This is a genomic window from Maribacter arcticus (genome assembly GCF_900167935.1).
In the GTDB taxonomy this organism is placed as follows: Bacteria; Bacteroidota; Bacteroidia; order Flavobacteriales; family Flavobacteriaceae; genus Maribacter; species Maribacter arcticus.
This window is the reverse complement of the sequence record NZ_FUYL01000002.1, coordinates 482245-505819: the sequence shown is the minus strand read 5'-3', so window position 1 is coordinate 505819 and position 23575 is coordinate 482245. Positions and strand designations below refer to the sequence as shown.

Below are 23575 nucleotides of genomic sequence, written 5' to 3'. Positions count from 1 at the left end.
TCCTACTAAAACAACTCCAATTGATTCGACTTTGGGAATAGTTCTGGGTTTGTAGTTACAGCTTCAACCCAACGATTGGATCTATTACACTTTATGTGACCGACAACAGCGGCTTTTCCTTGTTTAATCCAGTCCGATATTAATTGTGTAACCATGTAGGTTTGGTCTGCATAACCTAATTCAGTAGCGGCCATTCTTCGGCTTTGAGACTGCTTAAATAGTATGTCAAATAGTCTTTTAGCATATGCCTTTTTTGTATTTTTGCCTTGTTCGCTCTCAAACGAATTTTGGCTGTTATTTTGGTTATCCATTATTGCAGCCTTTTTTTATTGTTAGACAAATAGGCTTCTGCTTCTTGCACTATTTCAGCGTTTGATTTTTTGCGCCCCTCTTTTAGGTAATCGATAAGTTCTATATTTGAAAAGTACAGGCGTTTGCTTCGTTTCATTACAGGTAATTCGCCTTTACTTACCTTGCTGTAAATGGTAGGTACTGTAAGGTTTAGAAATTGTGCAGCTTCCTGAACTGTTAAGAGCTGTTCGGGCTGTTCGGTGGGTGTTTGTACCTGTTTTTCAATTAACAGGCGTTTGAGGTCGCTAACTTCTTTTGTTAGCATTGTTACCGCTTTGGGCAACTGGTCGAATGTTAAATTTTGTTCCATAATTACAAAAGATTTTTAATATTTCTTTTGCAATGATCGGTACGGTATTTACGGGTAAAAAGGTGGTATTTACGGGGTTCTTTGTTTCTTTGTTTTTGGTTGGTTTTATCGTGTTAAGGCTTTGTATAAATCATTTTGATTTTCTCTTTCAAAGTGGCTTAAAGCCCCGATAAGTTTAAAGTATTCAGTGTCGTTTGTTAGCTTGTTTTCATTGCTTAACTCTTTGTGTATTTCGCCTAAAGCTTTTGCAAGTTTTGTTTTACAACCTCTTTTAAGCTGTATTGCTTTTTCAGGTATTGAATAGTCATTGTATTCAAAAAAGTTAGTTAGTAAATCGGTAAACAGGTTGTAATCCTGTTCATTAGCAAAGGCGTATTGCCAACCTTTTTTATCCATATTTTCAAAAGTTTCTGCAATTACCCTTTTTGTTCTGTTTTGGTTCTCGTCTATTGGTTGAGGTGGTAAGGCATTTTCTTGCTCCAAATAAGCCTTGTAACGGGCTTTTAAAATTTCATAGTCCACATTGTCTTGAGGTAATTTTTCAAGTGCTGAAAGCTCTAACTTTATCTTTTCCGGAAGGGTATAACTGTCTTTATAAGTTGCTATTCTTTGAGTAAAGAACTTTTCTTTGTGCTGCTCCCAGTTTTCAGGTGTTAAAATACTTTTGTTGTTTTTAACCTTTCCTGTATCAGTATCAAAATAGATTTGGAAAAAATTAAAGCATGCAAGGTTGTTTAATATTCTTGCTTTAGATTCATTCATAGGCGTAGGAACAATAAATTTAGTTTGCCCTTGCTTAAACCCTTGTATAGCTTCTGCAATACTATTTACTTGTATTGCTTTGGTTTCAAAAGGTTCAAATTCGTCCTGCTCTGTGTCTTTGAAGTAATCGAATAGGCTTTTAACGGTTCTGTCTAAGTCGTTAAAGAAAAGCTGTAAGGATAAAAACGTACCATGTGTTTGGCTTCTATATTCAAGGTATAGGCTTTTATACTTAAATATTTTGGATAAATCTTTTTGACTGAAATTCTCTTTTAACTGGCGTATTTCGGTTTCAATTCCATTAAAAGAGTAATTCGGCTCGTTATCAAAATTGCAAACATTCAGCTTTTTTGATTTAGCTTTTATTAAGTCGGCTGTACTGTTCTGCAAGATTTTAAATTTGCTTTCAAGTTCAGCCTGTACTTTATTGTATTGTAATTTGTCTTTGTAGTTGTTTTCGGGCTTTAATTGGTTGCGTTCTATGTCTAGCTGCTCCAGTTCTTGTATTAAACCGTTATACTGGTTGAAATTATCAATATTTGAATGTAGGTATTCAATAAATTGAAACAGGGCTTTTATTTTCGGTGTAATCATTTGTCTTTTATTCTATTCGTGAAAACCGTGAAAAATGTGAACTTCTAAAAAAAGTTTTTTTTAGTTAGCTTTTTTAAATCCTGCGGTCAAAACGTCCGTTTCATTTTGTATTTGTTCGTTCTCAAAGCTGTCTAAATAACTTTCTGTTACATCAACGGAACTATGCCCCAGTAATTCGCTAATCATTTCAATTTTAACCCCTGAACGCTTTAAGACGGTTGCAAAGCTATGTCGAGCAAAGTACGTGGTAACGTTTTTATCAATGCCTGTTTCGGTGGCTATCCGCTTCATGTACTTGTTTATTAGCTTGGTAAGTTGTTTGTACTTTGCTCTTTTTTGTTCAGCGTTCATTTTGGTGTTGAGATGCGGAAATATAAACGCATTTTTATCTAAAGAGGGTAAGCCCCATTTCTTGATAATGTCCAATGTCTCAGGCTTTAATGCGACCGAAATTCGTTTGCTTTGCTTTTGGCTTCGTTCCGTTTTAGCCCTTTTATAGCTAAACATATTACCGTCTATGTTTTCCCATTTCAATAAACAAAAATCTTTTACATTCATACCATTACATAGATAAAGGAACAGCCAATAATCTTTTGCCATTTCCTTACTGCTTTTTGGTTCTGCTTCATAGTTGTAAATTTTTGCTATTTCTTCAACTGTCAAGGCTTTTTTAGTATTCTTACTAGTGGGAATAGTGTATTTATTTTTGCCATTTCCAAAGGGGTAAACGCTCTTATCTATATTTTGTAAATTATAGATGGCCCTTAGGCTTCTTATGTAAATACCTACGGTTGTTTTGCTGTTACCATTTGTCAGCATCCAGTTTTCGTACTTCTTCAAAAAAGACGGGGTAACCTCGGCGAAGGTCAAATCATTCTTAAATTTCTCAATACTATTTTTTGCACAACCGTAACTTACGGCTGTACCTATTCTATTTTCAAGTTTTAAACTGTCTATGTATTTATCAAAGGCGAAAGAAACGCTGTTTGCGGTATTTCGTTGATCTAGGAAGTGTTCTATAAAAGCATCAAAAGAAAAAACATTAAGATTGTTGATTACATTAATTGCCTTTCTCTCGAAATAATCAACTTTAGTTTTAATTTCCTTTTGGTCAGGCTTTAATCGTTTGCCAAAGAATATCTGCTCAAAACTGTCTTTGGTCAAATCAATTCCAGTTGCAAAGTATTTTCTTTTTCGGTCAAAGGTTACCCTGATTTTGACGGAACACTTCCCGTTCTGTTTTGGTCTGTTCTCGTCCAAATAAATGGCTGCATCTGCTTTTTTCATACCCTAAACTTTAGATTGTGACACAATTGTTACACAAATGTAACACAATAACACAAAACAAACAGAAGTTATTTATAAACAAAGCTATTCGTAAATCACTGATTTATAACTTTTATGGGCTTTTGATAGTAGTTTTGTATTTGTTTGTTTTGTGTGCGGGGTATGACTCATAATCAGGTGGTCCCTGGTTCGAGTCCAGGTGGGACCACTTCCTTTAGAGGTAAACCCTTCAAGAAATTGAAGGGTTTTTTTATGTACAGCCTTGTCATCACACACCTGCATTCTACACAGTAGTTCGCTCAATAAATTCTATGTTGGGGCACGCCATGAAGATTTAGAAAATAGAATTGAGAATCATAACTCTGGAACGTACGGTTCAAAGAATTTTACTTCAACATACTACTTTCTGCCATTCTAACCATTTGCCAGTAAGGAGGTAAATAGTTATTTTCTTTTTCAAAAGCTTTAGTTTTTGTTACTGTAATTAATTTGCATTTATTAAATCGGTCTACGAAATCAGTATTTTTCAATGCGGTAACGGCTCCCATTCCTTCTGGAATAATTCCTTCTTTTCCTATGGTATTGAGAAAAAATGAATATCCCTTAACAACTCTTGCTACAGGTAACATCCAAATATTATAATCTAGTTTTTCACCTTTATTTGCACGGCTGATCAAAGCATCCATTACGGCATTGTCTAAATGATCCTGAAAAAGCACATCCCTATTCCTCCATTCACCTACAACACTAAGCATGGGGTCATATTCAAGATCAGATGGCATTTGGGTCACGAAATTTTCAACACCAAAATTGTTTAGCCAATCAATAATTCCGTTTGAAGAGATGGTAGATTCAAACTCCCATAAATCAACCCCAAATTTTTTATAGGCATATGATCCAACTTCCGAACAGAACATTGCCGAGGCATCGTAGTAGTCCATTTTAAAATCATAAGGTATATGCCTGGTTTTAGATTCCTTAGAAATAAACAAGGACGCTTCATGCGGAAGCATAGGATTAGCCATCATTTGAGCCAAATCTGCCCGAGGTCTCATTACCATAAACCGCAGCTTTTTATCACTTAAATACTCATCTAATGTGGCTATGGCCACTCCTTTTTCAATATGGGCCTCAATAAAATAGGGCTTATTGGTCTTGGAATCAATATGTACCAATGCTACATGTGAAAAATTTCCCGGATAATCATTACCTCTTGAAATAAAAGCGGAAACCTCAGCTCCACCTCGGCTTACGAGCAAATCACCACTATGTACTTTGATGCCAAGAATATCTGCGTGCGGGGTAATTGAAGGTTCGTCTGAAACAATCATTGTTGAGACAAACTGATCCTCATTAGATTGTAATAATATTTCCTCCACTGTAGCTCTCATACCATATAAAATACGGTAAGAGGTATTACGGGAATGGGCATTGGTCATATCCCAAAAACGGGAATCGAACTTCAACTTTTTCCGTACTCGGTTATAAAAATTGATATACCAATGTGTTTTGTTTTCCTGAGCAGCAATAAGTGGAGCAAGTTGGAAAAACTTACGCTCAACCAATCCATAATAATCATCTTCAGGTAGTAACTTTTTATCTTCATAGATCGCTAGAATACTATCTGCTTCAATAGTTAAATGTTGTACAATGGAATCTAACGTTACGGAAGGCATTGCTTTCGCGCGCATAAAATTCGTTTCCAACGATTCCCAAAGGGTATCTTGACCCCAAACAAAAGGAGTCTGTGATGGCTTTTGTAGTTCATGTTCATATTGCGGCAGTGGGATAAGAAGTAACAAATAGAGGCCCACAAGGATCAATAAAATTCTTAAAAATTTCTTCATATATGCATTAAGATAGGATAAATATAATGTAGTAATCAATTGTGCTCATAGGTAAGTTTATTTTTCACCAAGAAAGTAAGAGCCCTGTAGCTTAGGGTTGCAATATAAGGGCACTAAGTATTACGATTTTACAAGACCCGAATTCTCTTCCTGACTATTTTTTTTGGTCATTTTAATCAGTCATCAATTAATAGAATCACAAGTCTGTTACCAACGTAACCTTGGGGTGTTTCCATAAAATACTTGCTGGTAGGCTTGGGGTAATTTCCTTTGTTAGCCATTTAGTATACGCTGCTGTTTTCCCCGTTCCGGTAACTATAAATAGAATTTCTTTTGCTTCTAAAATGGATTTTATACCTAAAGTTACGCCAATCGTTGGGGGAGTTTGCTCAGAGAGAATCATCGTATGATTTTGGGTTGATGCTGCCAATTCAGAAACATAACACGTATTGTGAGGCCATTTTTCACTGGGCTCTATAAACCCCAAATGTCCGTTTTTCCCCATTCCTAAAATGAGGATATCTAGCGGACCTTTCTCATCAAGTTTTTTTTGCATCGAAGCCACGGCGTTCTCTGCTTGAATTTTATCAGTAAGATGTAAAGAAGGAGAAAAGTAATGTGTTTTTTCAACGGGTATTCCCCAAGGAATTCTCACCTCTTTTTCAATGAAACTTCTACAACTATGTTGCTGTTCAGATAATCCCACCCATTCATCCAATTGAAACAAAGAAAGAGCAGTAGTATACTGGCTTGCTGTCTTTGCGATGTTGCGATACATTTCCAAAGGAGAATTTCCGGTGGCAATACCAATTTTACTTACAGGGTTTTTTTTGACCTTTTGAATGAACCAATCGGCAGCCGTTTTGCTTACTTCCTTATAGTCTTTACATTGATGTTTGTTCATTAATACCAGGCTATTTCATTAGTATAAGGAACGCAGCCTTTATATGATCCGGGTATAGGGTTGTATCGTAACCCTTGCATGATGCCAATTTTAGATGAAAAATACCCCCATTGCGTAAGCGACTTAATATCCTTAAAATAAGAAGGGGTTGTACTGGTTGTCGAATTTACCTCCTCGTCTAATTGGGCAATGATATCGTATTGTTTTTCTGCGGTGAGGTCTAAAAACCCACTGCTCAATAATTGGTTTAGTCCAATAATGATGCGGTCTTTTCTTTCGAGTTCATAACAGTCTTCTACTATGAGCCCTATAAAATGCTGCACGTTGGCCTCTTTTGCTCCAGGAGAGCTAGGTGTTTCGGGTAATATAATTTCAACGATAACAGCTAGAAGCGACTGATATTCGTGGTTTAATAAAGAGGGATTACTATCTTCTGCACACCCCTCAAGAAGCCAAGAAAAGGGGATAAAACTTGCGGCAGACCATCGGGCTACTACCCCTAAAGCATTTCGGCGATTTATTTTTTCCATAATAAGTACGGTTTTTTGGCGTCGGTTTTAAAAGGCAACTTGATTTTTTTCCCTTCTCCTGCCGAAGCATATGCTGCGAAAAGAACCTCTAAAACGGCCTTACCATCCTCACCGGTAACTAGGGGAGTTCGGTCATTTTTTACACAGTCTACAAAGTGTGCCATCTCTTGTGGAAATCCATAGTTCCACAGTTCTTCATACATGGTAAAACTCCAGCCTTTTGTATTCCCTGCTTTCTCCACGGCATAGCCAATTCCTTTTTCACTATAGGTTAATATGGAATTTCCTTGTAGCACATCGGCATAGGCGACTCCTTCACTTCCATGAATTTCTGCTTTATCATCCATACCTCCCTTTTTAATCCAGCTTTCTTCTGCAATGGCGGTTACCCCATTGCTAAATTCTAAGATGAGTACGCTATTGTCATCTCCTATAGTTTTGTCTTTATGCACAGAGGTTTGCATTTGTGCATAGACCGAAACAATAGAAGCGTTTGGGTTTAACCATCTGAAGAATTGAATGGCATGGCATCCCATATCCATCATAACCCCACCCCCTGATTTTTCAACATCATAAAAATGGTCTGCGTGAGGACCATCGTGCTTTTCAGACTGTTTAAAAAGTACCGGATACCCTAAAGCGCCTTCATCTAATAGCGCTTTTAATCGCACATATTTAGGTGTAAAACACAATTCTTCTGCATACATCAATTTCACCTTATTTTCTTTACAGGTTTCGATCATAAGATCTGCCTCCTCTAGGTTTAGGCAAAGGGGTTTTTCTACGACGACATGCTTTTTTGCTTTGGCAATTTTTACTGCTATTTCACAATGTAAATAGTTGGGTGCACCAAGAATAACCATATCAATATCGTCTAGGGCTAAAAAGGCATCTATATCAGTAAACCAATTCGGAATCTGGTGTTGTTCTGCAAAGGTTTTTACATGCGCTTCGTTGGGAGACATTACGGCAACGATCACTGCATCGGCTACTGTTTTTAGTGCTTCGGCATGAATATTCGCGATAAATTGAGACCCTATGATACCAACGCCTACCTGTTTGTGTTGTGTGATTTTCATAGTTGTTGTGCTTTTAATTGTTCGGCGGCGTAGGTTGCAGCTCTTGCGGTTAATGCCATATAAAGTAATGACGGACTTTGGTTTCCCGTGCTCGTCATACATGCACCATCAGTGACAAATACATTCTTGCACAGATGCAGTTGGTTATGCTCATTGAGCATAGATGTTTTTGGGTCGGTTCCCATTCTGCACCCTCCCATTTCGTGTATATCAAGGCCAGGGGCCTGTTTAGAATCGTTTTGTTCAATATCTGTACAGCCCATGGTTTCAAACATCGCTTTACTTTCGGTTAAAAAGTCTTGCACCATCAATTCGTCGTTATCGTCATAATTCACATCTGTTACGAGTTGTGGAATTCCCCAGGGATCTTTCTCTGTCTTTGATAAATACACCCTGTTTGATGCTTTCGGAATCGTTTCGCCCTGCATATACATATACGCCTGCCAATCTCCCGGAAGACGAAGACCTTCTTTGTAGGCCGCTCCAATACCAGGTCCATTTTCTGGAGCCTCTTGATTTCTTGGTCGTGATGCGCCACTGAAAATAGTATATCCCCCAACAAAGGGCATATCATGTTTGTATACGTTTCTATAATTGGCTAAAATTAGCTCCGAAGGATTTCTACCATAAACATACGTGTCTTTAAAACCTTCAAACTTGCCCGAAGTCCATCCGCGGTAATTATGAAAACCAATAAAGCGCCCAAGAATATCATGATCATTTCCTAGGCCATTTGGAAACCGATCTGAGGTAGAGTTTAATAGGATAAGATTTGAATTCAGTGCCGAGGCATTCACAAAAACGATACTGGCTTTTAATTCTTGGCGCTCTCCTGTAGTCGTATCTATATACTCAATACTTGTTGCCTTTTTTTTATCGTCGTCATATATGATTTTAACCACCACTGCATCGGAAAGAATGGTTAGGTTTTCTGTTTTTTTTGCTGCGGGTAATGTGCTAGAATTGCTGCTAAAATAGGCACCAAAAGGGCATCCTCTCATACAAAGATTTCTAGATTGGCATTTTCCCCTACCTAATGCTAAATGGTGTTCTTTAGGCTCGGTTAAGTGCGCCCATCGTCCATGTACCAAGTGCCTATCTGGATAGTTGTCTGCTATGGTCTTACTCATGTGCTGTTCCACACAATTCATTTCAAATGGGGGCAAGAACTCCCCATCGGGCATAGAGGCTAACCCATCTTTATTTCCACAGACCCCAATAAAGTCTTCAACCATATAATACCAAGGGGCCATTTCGGTATAATCTACAGGCCATTCAATACCATACTTATATTTGGAAGGAGATTCGAATTCCGATTGGCTCCACCGTTGGCACGCCCTACCCCATGTTAACGATTTTCCACCTACTTGATAGCCACGGATCCAATCGAAAGGCTTTTCTTGTACATAAGGCTGATCCTTATCTTTAATAAAAAAGTGAGCGGTGTCTTCGCCAAAACCTGCCGCTTTAGAAATCAATGGATTCTCTTCTTTGAAGGTATTGGTCATCATACCGCCATGGGGAAAATCCCACGGTTGCAGGTGAGCAGTAGGGTAATCTTTTTTGTGTTCTACATTTCTTCCCCGTTCTACAACACAGGTTTTAAGACCGTTTTCACACAATACTTTAGCGGCCCATCCACCAGAAATGCCGGACCCAATAACGATGGCATCGTACGTTGTATTCATTTAATAAGGATTCTATTTCTTAAATATAACCAATACCTAGGGGAATTTAAAAGCAAAGTGACTTCATGAGATACCCGCCTTGCAGCCTTGCCCTAAGAAATTCTTAATGCTGATGCTCGTGGTTGGTGTAGTGTTCTTTTAGTAAGTCCCTTCCAAAATCGCCATCAAAATCACGCCATACCGTGTGTATGTGGTTTGCATTATTTTGGCTGTTATCAAATTCGATCATAAAGGTTTTGCCCTGTATGCGGTAGTAGTGTGCTTTTCCAAGTTCTGTAGCACCCGCCCATGCAAACCGCATTTCAACGAGTTCTTCTTTACGAATTTTACTTATTCTCGCCATGGCCTGGTCGGCAGGGATAGTGGAAGCATATTCGTAAATAATGTCCATTACAAGTTTTTTCTGATCATCAGTCAGATTGCTGACCAATATGCCTTCAGGGGCTGGTTTCTCTGCTACGGGTTTATTAAAGCTAATAATATCATTGTAGGTTTTGTTACTAATAATAGCCATTTTTCGTTGTTCACTGCTTAGCATATGTATGAGTTGCAAGCCCATATCCTCTTCATTTACCAAAGGGCTAAATCCTTTCCGCTCACCTTCCATGATTCTTCCAGGGTTTGAACCGAAGAATCTAGGGGTGTATGAAACGGCATCTGCAACGGTCGTAAAATGTAGCGAAACATGATGCCCTTCAAAACTCCACATCCATACATCTTCTTGTGTTGGATCACCGTAAATGGAAACGTAATACCGTTCTGGGTCACGGTAAACGGGGTCTCCTGAACTAGCTGCCAGTACGTTTTCTAAGCCAATGATTTCTGTGGTCTGCTTATAGCCGGTATCACTCAATGATGACCGTAGCAGTTTATGAACCAATTCTTTTTGCTCTGTACGTAACTCTTTTAGCGATAGGCCTTGTCGTTCATACGAACTCCAAGGTAGAAAGTGCCAGTCGTCTCGGTCATCTGCATTGAATTCATAGACAATTTGCTCTTTCTGAGCATCTGTCATTGAACGTATAAATTGGTTGACGATGGTTACATCTTGGGAGAATCCCAATACCGGTAAAATTGCAACAACGAATAAAAGGATATTCTTTTTCAGATGTAAGACCATGGTTCAGCTTTTTTATAAGGTTCGAGTTAATACGTTATTTTAAAAATACTACCGCCAAAATCATCACAGACATATAAGGCGCCATCTGGCCCTTGAGCTAATCCGCATGGGCGGTGTTGTAATGTGGCATCCGTTGGATTTGCCAAATCGAAACCGGCAAAATTATCTAGAAAGATTTCCCAATCTCCGCTTGGCTTCCCATTTTTAAAAGGAACAAAGGCTACAAAAAAGCCCTTTTTAAGCTCAGAAGATTGATTGTGAAAAGCGATAAAAGCACCATCTTTATATTTTTCTGGGAACATATCGCCCGTATAGAAAAGTAAGTCATTTGGACCTAAATGCGCTGGAAATGCCACAAGCGGATTAATAAAACCTTCTTCACTGGTTTGCTCACCATCTCCACCATACTCAGGAGCTAGCATACGCTTATTTTTAATGGGGTCGTAATATGTTTTAGGCCATCCAGTATTATCACCCTCCTTTAGTTCGTATAAGGTTTCCGCAGGTAATTCACCGTCTTGTTTTTGGGTATAGAGCTCTGGGTAAAAATTATGAAGTCCGCCACGGCCATGATCGGTCGCAAACAAAGAGTTCGTTTTAAAATTCCAGGTGATGCCAACCGCATTTTTAATTCCGGTTACATATCGTGATCCATCTGCAAAGGACTGATTCAGTTCATCGGCCTTAAACTTCCAGATTCCGCCAGCAGAATCTAAAATGGCGCACGGCATCATTCCGGCACCCGCGTCGTTATCTCTACAGGCATCGTTCCAAGAGCCAATAGTTACGTATAGGTTATCATTATTATCAATGGCAAAGGGTTTGGCATTGTCTGCACCCATATCTATTAATCCGTCTACTATTTTTTCTGGGGTATTGGTATCTATAACTTCATGGGCATCATTCAGTTTATAGCGAAACACTCCGGTATTTGAAGACGCATACAGGTAATTGTCTTTTGCAAGAATTCCGGTACCAGGCACATCGGCAAAGTACTGTTGTTCATCTATGGTGCCGTCTTTATCCGTGTCTTTAAGCAAGACAATAGCTTTACCATCTTTCAGTACGGACCTATTGGCATAGATATCACCATTTTTTGAAATCGTTAGATGCCGAACAGCCCCTAAATCTTTAGCAATTTCTTCTACTGAAAATCCGTCTTGGGCTTTTAAGATGGTTTCATTGTTCACTGTTTTTACAGCTGGTTTCGTTTCGCTTTTACATCCCACGAAAAAAGAGGTAAAAGTAATGGCGGCTCCTACTAAACATAGGTTCTTGATACTGCGTATTAGTTTCATTGGTTGGTTTTAAAAAATCGGTACGTTTTAAACGTTACTATTTGAAAGGCACTTTTACTGCAAAAACTCAAAATAGTCCTGTGAAGTTAAAGTATTGATCCATACATTGTTATTTAATTTTAAATACTTTTATAGTATGAAAACGAAAGCCAAAGTAATTCATCTTCTTTTATTTTTTCTGATTACTAATATAGGAAATGCCCAAGAGGAATTTAAACTCTGGGAAGACGAAAAAAAACCTTTTTATAAGGAGAATGACCTTAAAGAGTTTGAGAAAGAGGCATGGGGAACAACGGCCGTTGGTAACATTACAGAACCAACGTTGACGATCTACAAAGCTGAAGGACAAAATACGGGTAAGGCGGTGGTCATTATACCTGGTGGGGGATATGAATTGGTAGCCATGTACCATGAAGGATATGAATTGGCAGCCCTGCTTTCAAAAAATGGAATTACGGCTGCTGTTTTGAAATATAGAATTCCCAATTTAAAATCTTCTAATGAACCTCACTTGGTACCATTGACAGATGGTCGTAAAGCACTTAAAATGATGCATGAAAAGGCGGAAGCATATGGGATAAACACGAATGAAATAGGGGTTATTGGTTTTTCTGCTGGAGGCCATTTAGCAACAGTTCTTGGGCTTTGGAAAAGTGAAAACGAGAATGAGCATCCAGATTTTACAGGCTTAATTTATGGGGTGACCAATTTAACTGAGGGTAATAAAGGCTGGTTGGAAAGCAATTTGTATCACAGAAAACTTACTGAAGTGGAAATTGTTCAGAATACATTGCTAGACCTTGTTAATGAAGAGACACCTCAAGCTTTTTTAGTACATGCAATCGATGACGATTCCTGTAACCTTGAAGAGACCACGCTGTATGCCCAAAAATTAAGGGAGCATCAAGTTTTATATGAAACACATATTTTTCCCAGAGGTGGTCATGGCTTTGGAGTGGGCAAACCCACTGATGGTACTGATCAATGGGTAGCATTGTTCGTGAACTGGCTAAAGAATAGTCAGTTTTAAGTTAGATCTAGCAAAGCCATGGTGCTATTCATTCTTGATGTGAAAAATGCTCTAGCTAAGAAAAATGAATGGCATTGACTTTTAGAGATACTGTATACTTTAATAAAGTGGTCTTGTCGTATTTTGAAATTAAGATTATAATATCGGAGTCAACACTATATTTCTATAGGCAACAGTACCGTGATCCCCTTGCAAATAAATTGGACCTGGTGCAAAAACATCAGAACTGATTGCTCCACCAGTTGGTCCTTCCGCAGGGGCATTATCAACAATCTTTTTCCCGTTTAAGATGACCGTGATATGGCGGTTTACCAAAGTAATATCCATCGTTTGCCATTCACCACCGGGCTTTTCTGCATTTTCACTTGGGGTAACGCGGCTATAGACAGCACCCATATTGTGGCTATCAAGTTCTAAACCATAAGAGTCTACCACTTGTATTTCATATAATCCTCTAAGGTATACACCGCTGTTATTTCCTTTGGGCACATTAACCTCTAGTTTTAGGTTAAAATCACCAAATTCTTGCTCGGTACGTAGGTTGCCATAACTGATATGCTCGCCATTTTCGGGTTGTACAGGATCATTCTGCATGGTGCCGTTTACTACCTTAAAGCCATTAGCCATGTTAGGATCAATAGATCTCCAGCCAGCCATATCCTTTCCATTAAAAAGTTTTATGGGCTTGCCAAACTTAAGGGTACTTAAGTCTGGCGCAGCACCTGGTGCAGGCATCCGTTTTCCCGTGAAATAATTGAGTTGTTCTCCATTTCCTCCCCAAGATGGTCCCGTCATGGTCCCAGCAATGTCATCGTTCATTTTGGTAATGCGTAGGGTCCAGGTTTTAATATGTTTACGGTCTGTACCTTTCAGCTCTTGTTCAGAAGTACGGGTTACTACCAAGGTATTTTCATCTACCAAGTACATATCGGAAACAGGTAGTACACTACCCCCGATCCATAACAGCTCTCCGTCTAAAACGCCTTGTTGCTCATGCACTTTAAGCCAACCAACGCCACCACCTACAATATCAATGCCCCATGTACCGATAAAACTGTTTTCTAGTTCGGGGTATGATTCACAGGGTGTGTTGGCAAATAGGGGATTCGTAATTATAACGGTAATAAGGGCAAGTACTAATTTTTTCATGGTCTCGATTTGTTTTATGATGGTGGTTTGGTGATACCATTTCAAGGTACCTCTTATAAAAGTAAGGTTTTATTTAGTACGGAAAACCTAATTGGCAAAGTTGAAACATGTTCGTGTTGAGGAGCAAAAAACGTAACAACTTCCACAGCGCATCACCTTTCAAAAAAAATAGGTTTTTCATGAAGCGCAACCCGTTATAGCAACAATTTCAACCCTCTTAGATTACGAATTCAGAAATTAACATTTCCTTTAACATTTTCTTTTCCTTAGGAGTCAGTTTCTACCCTACAAATTCTTAAATTTCTGATTCAAACAAACCAATTCAAAAATGATTTTAAAAAACTCTAGGCGCAAAGTCGTAGTACTGACTATTGCACTAGCCATGTCATGTATACCAATGATTATGGCTCAAAATGTTCCTTCCCCAGAAGATGTGTATGGTTTCAAGGTCGGTGCAGACTACAAACTGGCCGATTATACTCAAATAGAAGACTATTTAAGTAAACTAGATGATGCTTCTAACAGGGTTAAAAAAGTTGAAATAGGCACTACGGTCTTAGGTAGAAAAATGTACATCTTATTCATTTCAAGTGAGCAAAACCTTACGCAACTCGATAAGTGGAAAGACATCAGCACCAAATTGGCACGCGTACAGGTTACTGAAGACGAAGCTTTAAAACTTTCAGAAGAAGGCAAAGCAATCGTTTGGGTAGATGGCGGTATGCACTCTACCGAATTGGCACATGGTCAAATGACCTCTGAACTGGCCTATACCTTGGCAACGTCGGAGACGACCGAAATGAAAAAAATTAGGGAAAATGTCATCACCATATTAATGCCGGTAATGAATCCTGATGGGTTAGATATTGTTGTTGATTGGTATCGAAAGAATATGGGTACGGCCTATGAAACTTCACGGCCGCCAATTTTATATCATTATTACATGGGCCATGATAACAATAGAGACTGGTTTATGAATACCATGCCAGAGACCTATAATGTGACTAAGATTTTGTACAACGAATGGTATCCACAGATTGTGTATAACCACCACCAATCGTCACCTTCATGGACAAAAATTTCATTACCGCCGTATGCGGATCCTGTGAACCCTAAAATTCACCCTGCTATTACGGCTGCAGTGAGTGAAGTAGGTTCAGCCATGACAAAACGATTTTCATTAGAGAATATGCCAGGGGCAATCGCTGATAATTTCTATACCATGTTTTGGAATGGCGGAGGCCGTACCGTACCGTATTACCATAATATGATTGGTATTTTGACCGAAACGGGGCACACAACCCCAACACCTCGATTTTACGACCCAGAGAAACTACCGAAAACAGTAGCTGGTGATACACCGACAGACGGTACCGATATTATGTACCCAGACCCTTGGAAAGGTGGCGAATCGCATTTTCGTGATGCCGTAGATTATATGTTGACCGCAACTTGGGCAACCTTAGACTTGGCTGCAGACCGTAAGAGCAACTACCTACATAACATTTATAAAATGGGCGCTTCGGCCATTGAAAAGTCGAAAACAGAAGGTCCGTATGCCTATGTAATTGGCAAGGACCAATGGGATGCTTTTGAGTCTGTAAACCTTGTAAACGTGTTGCTTAAAGGCGGCATAGAAATTGAAAAGGCCACGAAGAGCTTTGAGGCCAATGATAAGAAATATGAAGCAGGTTCGTATGTTATTTATGCGGGACAAGCATTTCGGCCGTATTTGATGGATTTGCTGGAAAAACAAAATTACCCGACCCGTTTTCAATATCCTGGTGGACCACCGGATACCCCTTATGATTTAGCGGGATGGACCTTACCATTTCAAATGGGCGTTGCCGTAGATAAAATTGCAGCACCTATGGAAATTGCTACCGAGAAAGTAGCTGATGTAGCGAAGTATTATGAGGGCGAAGTAAAGGGCAAAGCTTCTTTTGGCTATGCGTTGAGCGCCAACACGAATGCCTCGGTTATTGCCACCAACAAAATATTAAAGGCAGGTGGTACAGCGTACAAAACCAAAGCGGCTTTTAAATCGGGTAAAACAACCATTCCTGCAGGATCGTATATCGTTTCTGGGGGTAGTGCGTCTATCGATGCATTGGCTAGCGAATATGGTCTTGAGGTTACAGGGTTATCTGCAGAACCAAAAATTGAAATGACTAAAATTCACCTTCCTAAAGTGGGGCTGTACAAGTCTTGGGTATCGAATATGGATGAAGGGTGGACACGTTTTATCATGGATGAATATGCCTTTGAAACCGATACCTTACATGATAAAGATATTCAAACGGCAGACTTGTCTCAATACGATGTGTTGATACTGCCTTCGCAACGCGTGAAATCACTTTTACACGGAAATTCTACTTTAGAAATGCCAGAAAAATTTACAGGAGGATTAGGCCTTGAAGGTTCTGTAGCCTTAAGTAACTATGTAAAGAATGGCGGTACGCTAATGGCTTTTGATGAGGCTAGTAATTACGTGATTGAACAATTCGGGTTACCGATTAAAGATGCTACCGCAGGTACCGATAACAAACAGTTTTTTATCCCGGGATCCTTAATTAAAACAGGCTTCGATACGACGCACCCGTTGGCATTTGGTATGCAAGATACGGTAGCAGTATCGTTCAATAAAAGCCGCGCGTTTGAGATTGAAAAACAAGAGAAAAAAGGAGAAGGGGGTACAGAAGATATTAAAGATGCTCCTGCACCAGAAATTGAGGTGATTGCCAATTACGCCGAAAAAGACTTGCTCATGAGCGGTTGGGCTATGGGTGAGAAAAAATACATTGCTAAAAAACCAGCCATGGTAAAAGCAAAGTATGGTAAAGGCGCCGTAGTGTTATTTGCATTTCGGCCGCAGTTTAGAGCACAACCTCGTGGCACATATAAGCTTATATTCAATACGATATATGAGGGGGCTTCGGATTAAAATTTGAACCCGTGTTACAAATAAAACCCTTCAAGAAATTGAAGGGTTTTTTGTTGTCAATAATTTTGGCTTGGGCTTTCAAAGAACTTTGCAAATATTACTCTTATGTGTGCAATGTAAGCGCACACGTTTTCTCATTATATCTTATAAATCATTTGGTCTTTAGCTCTCAAGTATTCGACCGGCAGATTTTTTACATACCTTTACATTTCAAATTCTGAATTTGGTACCAACAGGATGAGCCTTCCGTTCGGAGCTACTACATTCAATAACAATTTTAGTTGGCAAGCTTTGATTGCCTAAAGGGCGTACACGAATTCTGCCTGTTCCAGGATCTTTGAAACTTTCACATTTAAATTCGCCAACAATAGCCCCAATCACTAATGCTTTTTCCATCGTTAAATTTTCAAGTAAGTTATATGACACTCCTTACATTTTCTTCTATTTTGGTCTAATTCGGCAACGTTAAATCTTCCTTCAATTTTTTCGAATATATCCAAACCTCTACCTAAATTAATCTTCCAACCATTATCTGAAGCTATAAATCGGTCATGGTGTTGTTCCATTTTATAAGTTAGATTAATTCCCAGTCCTTGAACAGAAAGCACTAATTCTTCAAAGAAACCAATTGAATCACTCATATATTCTTCATGATTCCAAGTAACAACCTCTAAGTTTATTTCTTGATCTGGCTCTTTGTTATTTCCAAGCATTACACAGAATTCAAGAAGATTGTTGAACTGATAATACATTCTTATATAAGGGTCTTGTATTGTAATATTGTTTGCTCCTTTTAAATAATTACCGAAGAGTTTTTTAAAAGAGATACCTGTTTGGTTATCTTTTATTTCTACTTCATGAGGTTCTAAGTTAAGTCTTGGTTTCTCAATTCTGGCTTCAGAATTATCTTCATTTAATTCTTCTCGAACTTCAACTTCTGCTCTGTAATTTAAGTTTTCCAAGGTTTCTGGAAACACCTCTTTACCTGAAGAGAGAATAGTATATTTAAATTCTACAGGGTCAGACCTAAAGGTTTCATCAATAATATATAATTGATCTTTAACGCGCTTTCGGCCTTCAATGCTAAAATCTAATAATTCTAAAACTTCTTTTTCTGTTAAATCTTGATGTGGGTAAATCAATTTTACCAATCCGGAAAACGATTTTCTAATAGCAGTTTTATCTCTAGTGGTTAATGACCCGTCTAATCTTATGGTATCATCCAACAAAGTTGAAAAGTCAGACTTTCTTAACTCTCTAAGAATCTCCGCCAAATAATCTACGATAAAACCGTATTCAGTTGAGAATACAGCACTTTTCAAAATACTTACCTCCCAACCAGGAACGTACATATGCATGCGATCTAAAAATGCACCTTTTATATATCCTTCAGGTATGGATTCGAATAAGTGTGAATTCTTCAGCATATAAGGCACATTGTGTTTTGTATTACCTACAAATGCCATTGAAGCTGTTGCTTGATAGGTTTCTTTACCCCTGTTGAAACTTTGGTTGGCCATATAGTTCTGCATAATCTTAACCAAATCTCCATCAGTACGTTTGCCGCCTTTCTCCTGCTCAAACTCATCTAACGCTACTACGTCCCAATAACCTACTAAACCTATAGCTCCTTTACCCGTGTTATTGACAAATAACCTAGCTTTAGAGACGTCACCTCCAGAAACTAAAACACCATGAGGTGAAAGTTCTGAAAACACATGTGATTTCCCTGTTCCTTTAGGTCCTAGTTCTATATAATTGTAGTTATTTTCAACATGAGGAATTAATCTAGACAACTGTATAAATTTATCTCTTTTGTTAAAGTATTCTGGATTTAAACCAATGCTATGCATTAATAAATCTAACCACTCATCTGTGGTGAATTCACTTCTTAGATTAATATATTCTTGTAAATTAATATTTGCAACCTGAATAGGTTTTAAATCCACTACCAGCCATCTCATGTTTATGTCGTCAGCGTGGGAATAACCTACAGTTAAAATGCACCAGACACCACCACCACTTAATAATTTAGGATTGTCCAACACCATTTGATCTGCTATAGGGACTTTACGAATACCTAAATTTGCAAAATCTGCCTCATACATATTGGCTTGGGTATCGTTGAGTGATACATTTATTTTATCAATAATTTTATAGCTTCCAGAATTTCTTATTCTTGCCTTTACAAGTTCTGCGTCAGACCTGTGTACATAATTGTTCTTTATTATATTTCTAACAGTTTCAACCCCTGTTTTTATGATTTCTTCATCATCTATTGCACAGTGTTGACCTAACAAATACTCCAATACATAGGCAGGTACTGGATTATTTCCTTTTACTAATGCGGTTAAATCTTTTCTAACAACCTTCCCTTCAAAGTGCTTTAAAATTTTGTCTTTTAATTCCATAATTAAAATTCATCTTTTTCCATTAATGTATTCACCTTAATCAAGTCGTTTATGCCCAATGGGTTTAATCTTGATTTATCCTCTTTATGATAGGCTTTGAGATAACAAAAACTTGAATTAGAGCCTAAAGTGTTCAGTGACAAGATGATTTCGAAAATGCGTTCTTTTGGGTTGCCTGACGTAGAATTGAATTGTACCTCAACTTCTTTTGAATATAAATCTCCTTTTTCAGAATATAGGCCAAATAATACCTCAGTACTTTTTAACTCATTATCTACAGGTTGATCTTGTAATAAGGTGATCTTAATACTTCCAGAAGATATTCTATCGTTTTGATCTATTCGATTAAAGGATACCAAATCACTTTTCTCTTTTTTTGTATCCTTATAAAATTTAACAACAGGAACCAATAACTCTTGTAAACTGGCACCACCATGAACAAATTGCACTCCTATATTGCCTTGTTTTCTATACCGGTTTATTGCGCGTGGAATCGCAATTTTTAAGTCTGTATCAATATTAGTGGTGTTTTTCATTTCTAGACCATAACCATCTAATTTCGATTCAAAATCATCAGCAACTACAAAACGACTGTGCTCTCTATTAAAGCCTATAGATTTTGGTAATTGTTCTCTGCTCGACTCGGTTAGCTCTGTATTATTGTATAAAAATCCATGATCAGATGTGACTAAAACATGATACACATTCCAACCATAAATTTTCATGATCATGTCTTTGATATCTTCTATGGTTTTAGTCGATGCATTAAACGTTTCGTGCTCCGTTCTTTTTTTATCTCCAATGGCATCCATCCAGTCATGATAGATATAAAGCACTCTATGATTTTTAAAAAAATCCCTACCCTCATCTCGACTTAATTTCATGGCTTGTGAGTAGTCTAAACAAGCACTTTTAGGTTCTCTATTCTGTAAAATTTTAACCCTGTTTGTACTAATTGTAGATTTACCATCTATTTTAAACACTAAATCCTTATCACCTTTTTCAACAGTTATACCTTTATTCGGCAATAAATTAGACATTCCCAAATTAGTATAGGAAGGTAAGGAAGCCAAATAAGGTTCAATTTCCACTAGATTCTTGCTGTCGGCCATAAGTTCATCATACAACTCGTATCCCAATTCATATCTAAAGGCATCCGAAATTATGACCACTATTTTAGAAGTGAAATCTTCCAAATAGTTTTTATAGAAATCAAATTGTTTATTAACGTTAATGTTGTGAAAATTAAAATTGTTTTCCTGTAATATTCTTTGCCACTCCGTATTTAATTCAATTAAAAAACGATCATATTTCCCATTAATTTCATCAAACAAAAGCTTGGCTTTGTCTTCAAACTCAAACAATTTGTCTCTAACGCTATTAAACGCTAGACTAGCCTTTCTGTAGTGGAAGTCAACTTTATATAATTCATCTTTGTAGATATTAATATAATCGTCTGGCGTATTAAACTTAAACGATTTAAACGCATTTAGAACTTCTAACAAGGATGTAACGTGGTAAACAAATACAACCTGTAGTTTTAAGCGCTCTTCCAGAATTTCAGAACGTTTCCATTTAATACTTTTGTCTTTAGTTTCTATAGGTTGTGTAAATACAGTATCGTACAACCCATTTATAATAACATCTAACATCTCTTCGGAATAATATCCATATTCCTGTTCTATACCATACCATTCTAACAAGTTTGATGTTTTAATAGCTATTGCTAACGTATTGAAAACTTCATGTATACCTTCTTTACTAGTGGGGCTAGATTGCCAATCGTAAAAAAAGGATTGTAATATATTGATATCGGCAGTACGTTCTAATTTTAATTTTGAATAGCTATCGGCACTTACAGGTTTACCAATAAAACCAACTAACACATTATATTTTAACTTATTTACAATTTCTATTAGTGTTTCATGATTTAGTTGATGATGCTTTGTGTCCAACAAATTATTAAACCAAAGTAATACGACCTCTTCTAATTCTAATTCTTTTAAATTTCTTAGCGTTTTATCTAATTTATTTTCATCGGTGGCTAGTTCTAACAACCTAGACATGCAACTATTTTTGTCTGTTACTGAATGATAATTCAAAGTAATAGAAATCAATCCTAGTTTTAGATTGTCTTCTGAAAACCGATCTGGATCGAGAATTTTAGCCAATTTTTTCTGATTTCCCTTTAGCTTTAATATGTTAATGTATTGTTTTACTAGTGGTAAATGAAGCTCATTTAATTTATAATCTGATAAGAACTCAGAAGCATCATCTAATCGTAATTCTGTATTGGCTATTAGTAGACCCAGAAAAGGGTATTTGTTAATTTTTGAAGGTGATGGTTTTGCAAAAGGATGATATAAAAGGACCAACTCTTTAGTCCATACAAATTCTAATTTGTACTTTAATTGAAAATAATTGTTAGATACCTCAACCACTTTAATTCCGGCATCTTCTATTTCTTTTAACTCTTCTTTAAACGATCCATCTGCATCAAAATAAAAGATGATGTTGCGGTTATGTTGTTTTAATAGGTTTTTAATTTTCTCTATCATCGCTTTTTCTAATGCATTATTACATGCGTTTCCGCTATCGTTTGTGTTAATTGTGCCTTTACTTTTGCTTTGTTGGCATAACTTTTCCAATTGGCAACCACTTTACTAATAGTTTTAATAATAGTCTCTCCTTTTTTAATGTTATTGGCTTTTGCAATGGTCATCAAATCGGCTTGAGATATTTGTTTATGTTTCCCATTAATACTTAAGGTGTGTTGGCTTACCCATATATTATTTGGATCGTAGGAATAACACACATCATAAGCAGGCGATAATTCCCATTTTTCGCCTTGTTTTAATCGAAATGAAAAGTTCTTTGTATGATCGTCATAGTTTGTTGCCAATACATTAAACACCATACGTCTAAACATTTCTTCTGCTTCGGGATACGGTAAACGCAATACACGCATGGTTTGAAACAGTTGCTCATAACTATAGCCCTGTAAATTGTTATAATCGTAATGTTGTATGCCACACCAGGTTTGAATATGATGTTTTATATTACCATCGCGATCAAAACGTTTGGTCATAAAATGTGCTCTACCGTTTTCTTCTAATAACTTACAGTCCATCATGGTAATTCCAGCATCTTTAGCCATCAAATAATAGGCGTATTCTACACGTCCCCAACCATGTGTTTCTCCAAATTGTGCATCACTTACACCATCTAATTTTAATAACCAATGTTCAAAACCTTCTGGCACTATGGTTTGACCAGATTTCACAGCGCCTGTTTTTTCATTATATGCAATTACCGCTTTCGGTCGTGCTCCACCAGCCGATGTTCCTACCTTTAGCACTTCCATGAGCGCCTTTTCTTCATTATCGTTTAAATTAGTATCTAATTGTTCTTTTTTGGATAGTATTTTATGTGCTGCTTCTACCAAGCTACTAATTTGAATATCAAAGCTATTTTGTGGTGCTATTTGTGCAGGCTCAAATTCTAAAGCTCCCATAGACCGTGTTCCTATAAAACAGAGTTGTTCTACTGGATTCATACTATCTGCAGGACGACCATTTCTTGCTAACCATAAATTAATTAACTGGTTTCCATAACGATCTGGTAATGCATCTGCTAACAAACCAGGCAATCCTTTAAAGGTATCTACACTTTCATTTTTGCCTTTTCGCAGTTCCGGGAACGAAAAAATACGCGATGCTTCTGCGATTGGCATTTTAATAGGCGAGATATCCCATTGTTTTTTAAGAAAGGCTGGACTGTATTGAAAACTTGCCAATTGGTTTTGTGCATCCCAACGTACAGCACCTACCATTTCTCCCCAAAGTTTTATTTCTGCTGCATCTACCATCCTAAATCCTCTTCTTTTTTGGTTGCTTTATTTGTTTTACTACTAGCGCGTTCGCGTTGTTCTTTTTTTAATTTAGCATAGGCTAAAGGGCTAATGGATTCAGAAATCTCAAATACATTCATTACATATAAAAGATCTAATACTCGTAAGGCTTGCATAAGTGTGTTTATTGTAACTGTTTCACCTCGTTCTAATAAACTTAATGTAGATCGGCTCATGCCGGCAGCATTAGCGACCTCCCCTTGTGTCTTATTCTGTTGCAATCGATGTTGTTTAATAAAATTTCCTATCGTTTTTATTAATGCCTCATCTGACATTGAAACCCAATTAATGTTCGATATCTCATTCATAACACTTATTTTTAGACAATAACGCATGATTACTCATACAAATGTATAAATAG

The 23575-nt window shown here is 37.5% G+C and carries 19 protein-coding genes; 2 read left to right on the top strand and 17 right to left on the bottom strand.

What is annotated here, in order from left to right:
- Positions 1–5: 5 nt before the first annotated feature.
- The 11 genes from B5X55_RS05105 to B5X55_RS05050 all read right to left on the bottom strand — a co-directional run bounded on the left by B5X55_RS05105 (position 6) and on the right by B5X55_RS05050 (position 11770).
- Entirely contained in the window at positions 6–311 is a 306-nt protein-coding gene (locus B5X55_RS05105) for a hypothetical protein (protein WP_079511519.1), read from the bottom strand.
- Positions 311–661 (bottom strand): helix-turn-helix domain-containing protein, encoded by a 351-nt coding sequence (locus B5X55_RS05100; protein WP_079511518.1) that lies wholly within the window; start codon positions 659–661, stop codon positions 311–313. Before B5X55_RS05100 ends, B5X55_RS05105 begins: the two co-directional genes overlap by 1 nt.
- 105 nt (positions 662–766) lie before the next feature.
- A complete protein-coding gene (locus B5X55_RS05095; protein ID WP_079511517.1) occupies positions 767–2017 on the bottom strand; it encodes a hypothetical protein in 1251 nt (416 codons plus the stop codon).
- A gap of 60 nt (positions 2018–2077) precedes the next feature.
- Positions 2078–3304, bottom strand: a complete 1227-nt coding sequence (locus B5X55_RS05090) for a site-specific integrase (protein WP_079511516.1) — start codon at positions 3302–3304, stop codon at positions 2078–2080.
- 386 nt (positions 3305–3690) lie between these two features.
- Positions 3691–5151 (bottom strand): YiiX/YebB-like N1pC/P60 family cysteine hydrolase, encoded by a 1461-nt coding sequence (locus B5X55_RS05080; protein ID WP_079511514.1) that lies wholly within the window; start codon positions 5149–5151, stop codon positions 3691–3693.
- 196 nt (positions 5152–5347) lie between these two features.
- Positions 5348–6055 (bottom strand): 6-phosphogluconolactonase, encoded by a 708-nt coding sequence (locus tag B5X55_RS05075; RefSeq protein ID WP_079511513.1) that lies wholly within the window; start codon positions 6053–6055, stop codon positions 5348–5350.
- Entirely contained in the window at positions 6055–6585 is a 531-nt protein-coding gene (locus B5X55_RS05070; protein ID WP_079511512.1) for a gluconate 2-dehydrogenase subunit 3 family protein, read from the bottom strand. The genes B5X55_RS05075 and B5X55_RS05070 overlap by 1 nt, the downstream gene beginning before the upstream one ends.
- A complete protein-coding gene (locus tag B5X55_RS05065) occupies positions 6573–7664 on the bottom strand; it encodes a Gfo/Idh/MocA family protein (protein ID WP_079511511.1) in 1092 nt (363 codons plus the stop codon). Before B5X55_RS05065 ends, B5X55_RS05070 begins: the two co-directional genes overlap by 13 nt.
- Entirely contained in the window at positions 7661–9352 is a 1692-nt protein-coding gene (locus tag B5X55_RS05060; protein WP_079511510.1) for a GMC oxidoreductase, read from the bottom strand. Before B5X55_RS05060 ends, B5X55_RS05065 begins: the two co-directional genes overlap by 4 nt.
- A 103-nt stretch (positions 9353–9455) precedes the next feature.
- Positions 9456–10472, bottom strand: a complete 1017-nt coding sequence (locus B5X55_RS05055) for a DUF3500 domain-containing protein (RefSeq protein ID WP_079511509.1) — start codon at positions 10470–10472, stop codon at positions 9456–9458.
- Positions 10473–10498: 26 nt separating this feature from the next.
- The gene (locus B5X55_RS05050; protein WP_079511508.1) at positions 10499–11770 is read right to left on the bottom strand and encodes a PQQ-dependent sugar dehydrogenase; all 1272 of its coding nucleotides are present in this window, start codon (positions 11768–11770) and stop codon (positions 10499–10501) included.
- Positions 11771–11906: 136 nt separating this feature from the next.
- Between B5X55_RS05050 and B5X55_RS05045 the strand changes: the two genes are divergently transcribed.
- Positions 11907–12800 (top strand): alpha/beta hydrolase, encoded by an 894-nt coding sequence (locus B5X55_RS05045; protein WP_079511507.1) that lies wholly within the window; start codon positions 11907–11909, stop codon positions 12798–12800.
- Positions 12801–12935: 135 nt separating this feature from the next.
- Here the strand turns inward: B5X55_RS05045 and B5X55_RS05040 are convergent, their stop codons facing one another.
- The gene (locus tag B5X55_RS05040; protein ID WP_079511605.1) at positions 12936–13949 is read right to left on the bottom strand and encodes a 3-keto-disaccharide hydrolase; all 1014 of its coding nucleotides are present in this window, start codon (positions 13947–13949) and stop codon (positions 12936–12938) included.
- Positions 13950–14277: 328 nt separating this feature from the next.
- On the opposite strand from B5X55_RS05040, the gene B5X55_RS05035 reads away from it, so the two are divergent.
- Positions 14278–16893 carry a M14 family metallopeptidase gene (locus B5X55_RS05035; protein ID WP_079511506.1) on the top strand — a complete coding sequence of 872 codons (2616 nt, stop codon included), beginning with the start codon at positions 14278–14280 and terminating at the stop codon, positions 16891–16893.
- A 210-nt stretch (positions 16894–17103) separates the two neighbouring features.
- Here B5X55_RS05035 and B5X55_RS18960 read toward each other — a convergent pair whose 3' ends face one another.
- Genes B5X55_RS18960 through B5X55_RS05010 form a run of 5 tightly spaced genes read right to left on the bottom strand, consistent with a single transcriptional unit; the run spans position 17104 to position 23522 of the window.
- On the bottom strand, positions 17104–17289 hold the full coding sequence (locus B5X55_RS18960) for a hypothetical protein (protein ID WP_079511505.1): 186 nt from the start codon (positions 17287–17289) through the stop codon (positions 17104–17106).
- Between the two features lie 2 nt (positions 17290–17291).
- A complete protein-coding gene (gene brxL / locus B5X55_RS05025) occupies positions 17292–19304 on the bottom strand; it encodes a BREX system Lon protease-like protein BrxL (protein ID WP_079511504.1) in 2013 nt (670 codons plus the stop codon).
- 2 nt (positions 19305–19306) lie between these two features.
- Positions 19307–21952, bottom strand: coding sequence for a BREX-1 system phosphatase PglZ type A (pglZ, locus tag B5X55_RS05020; protein WP_143814407.1), 2646 nt, complete (start codon positions 21950–21952; stop codon positions 19307–19309).
- The gene (locus tag B5X55_RS05015; RefSeq protein ID WP_079511502.1) at positions 21871–23172 is read right to left on the bottom strand and encodes a type II toxin-antitoxin system HipA family toxin; all 1302 of its coding nucleotides are present in this window, start codon (positions 23170–23172) and stop codon (positions 21871–21873) included. Before B5X55_RS05015 ends, pglZ begins: the two co-directional genes overlap by 82 nt.
- Entirely contained in the window at positions 23166–23522 is a 357-nt protein-coding gene (locus B5X55_RS05010; RefSeq protein WP_079511604.1) for a helix-turn-helix domain-containing protein, read from the bottom strand. Before B5X55_RS05010 ends, B5X55_RS05015 begins: the two co-directional genes overlap by 7 nt.
- Positions 23523–23575 lie beyond the last annotated feature (53 nt).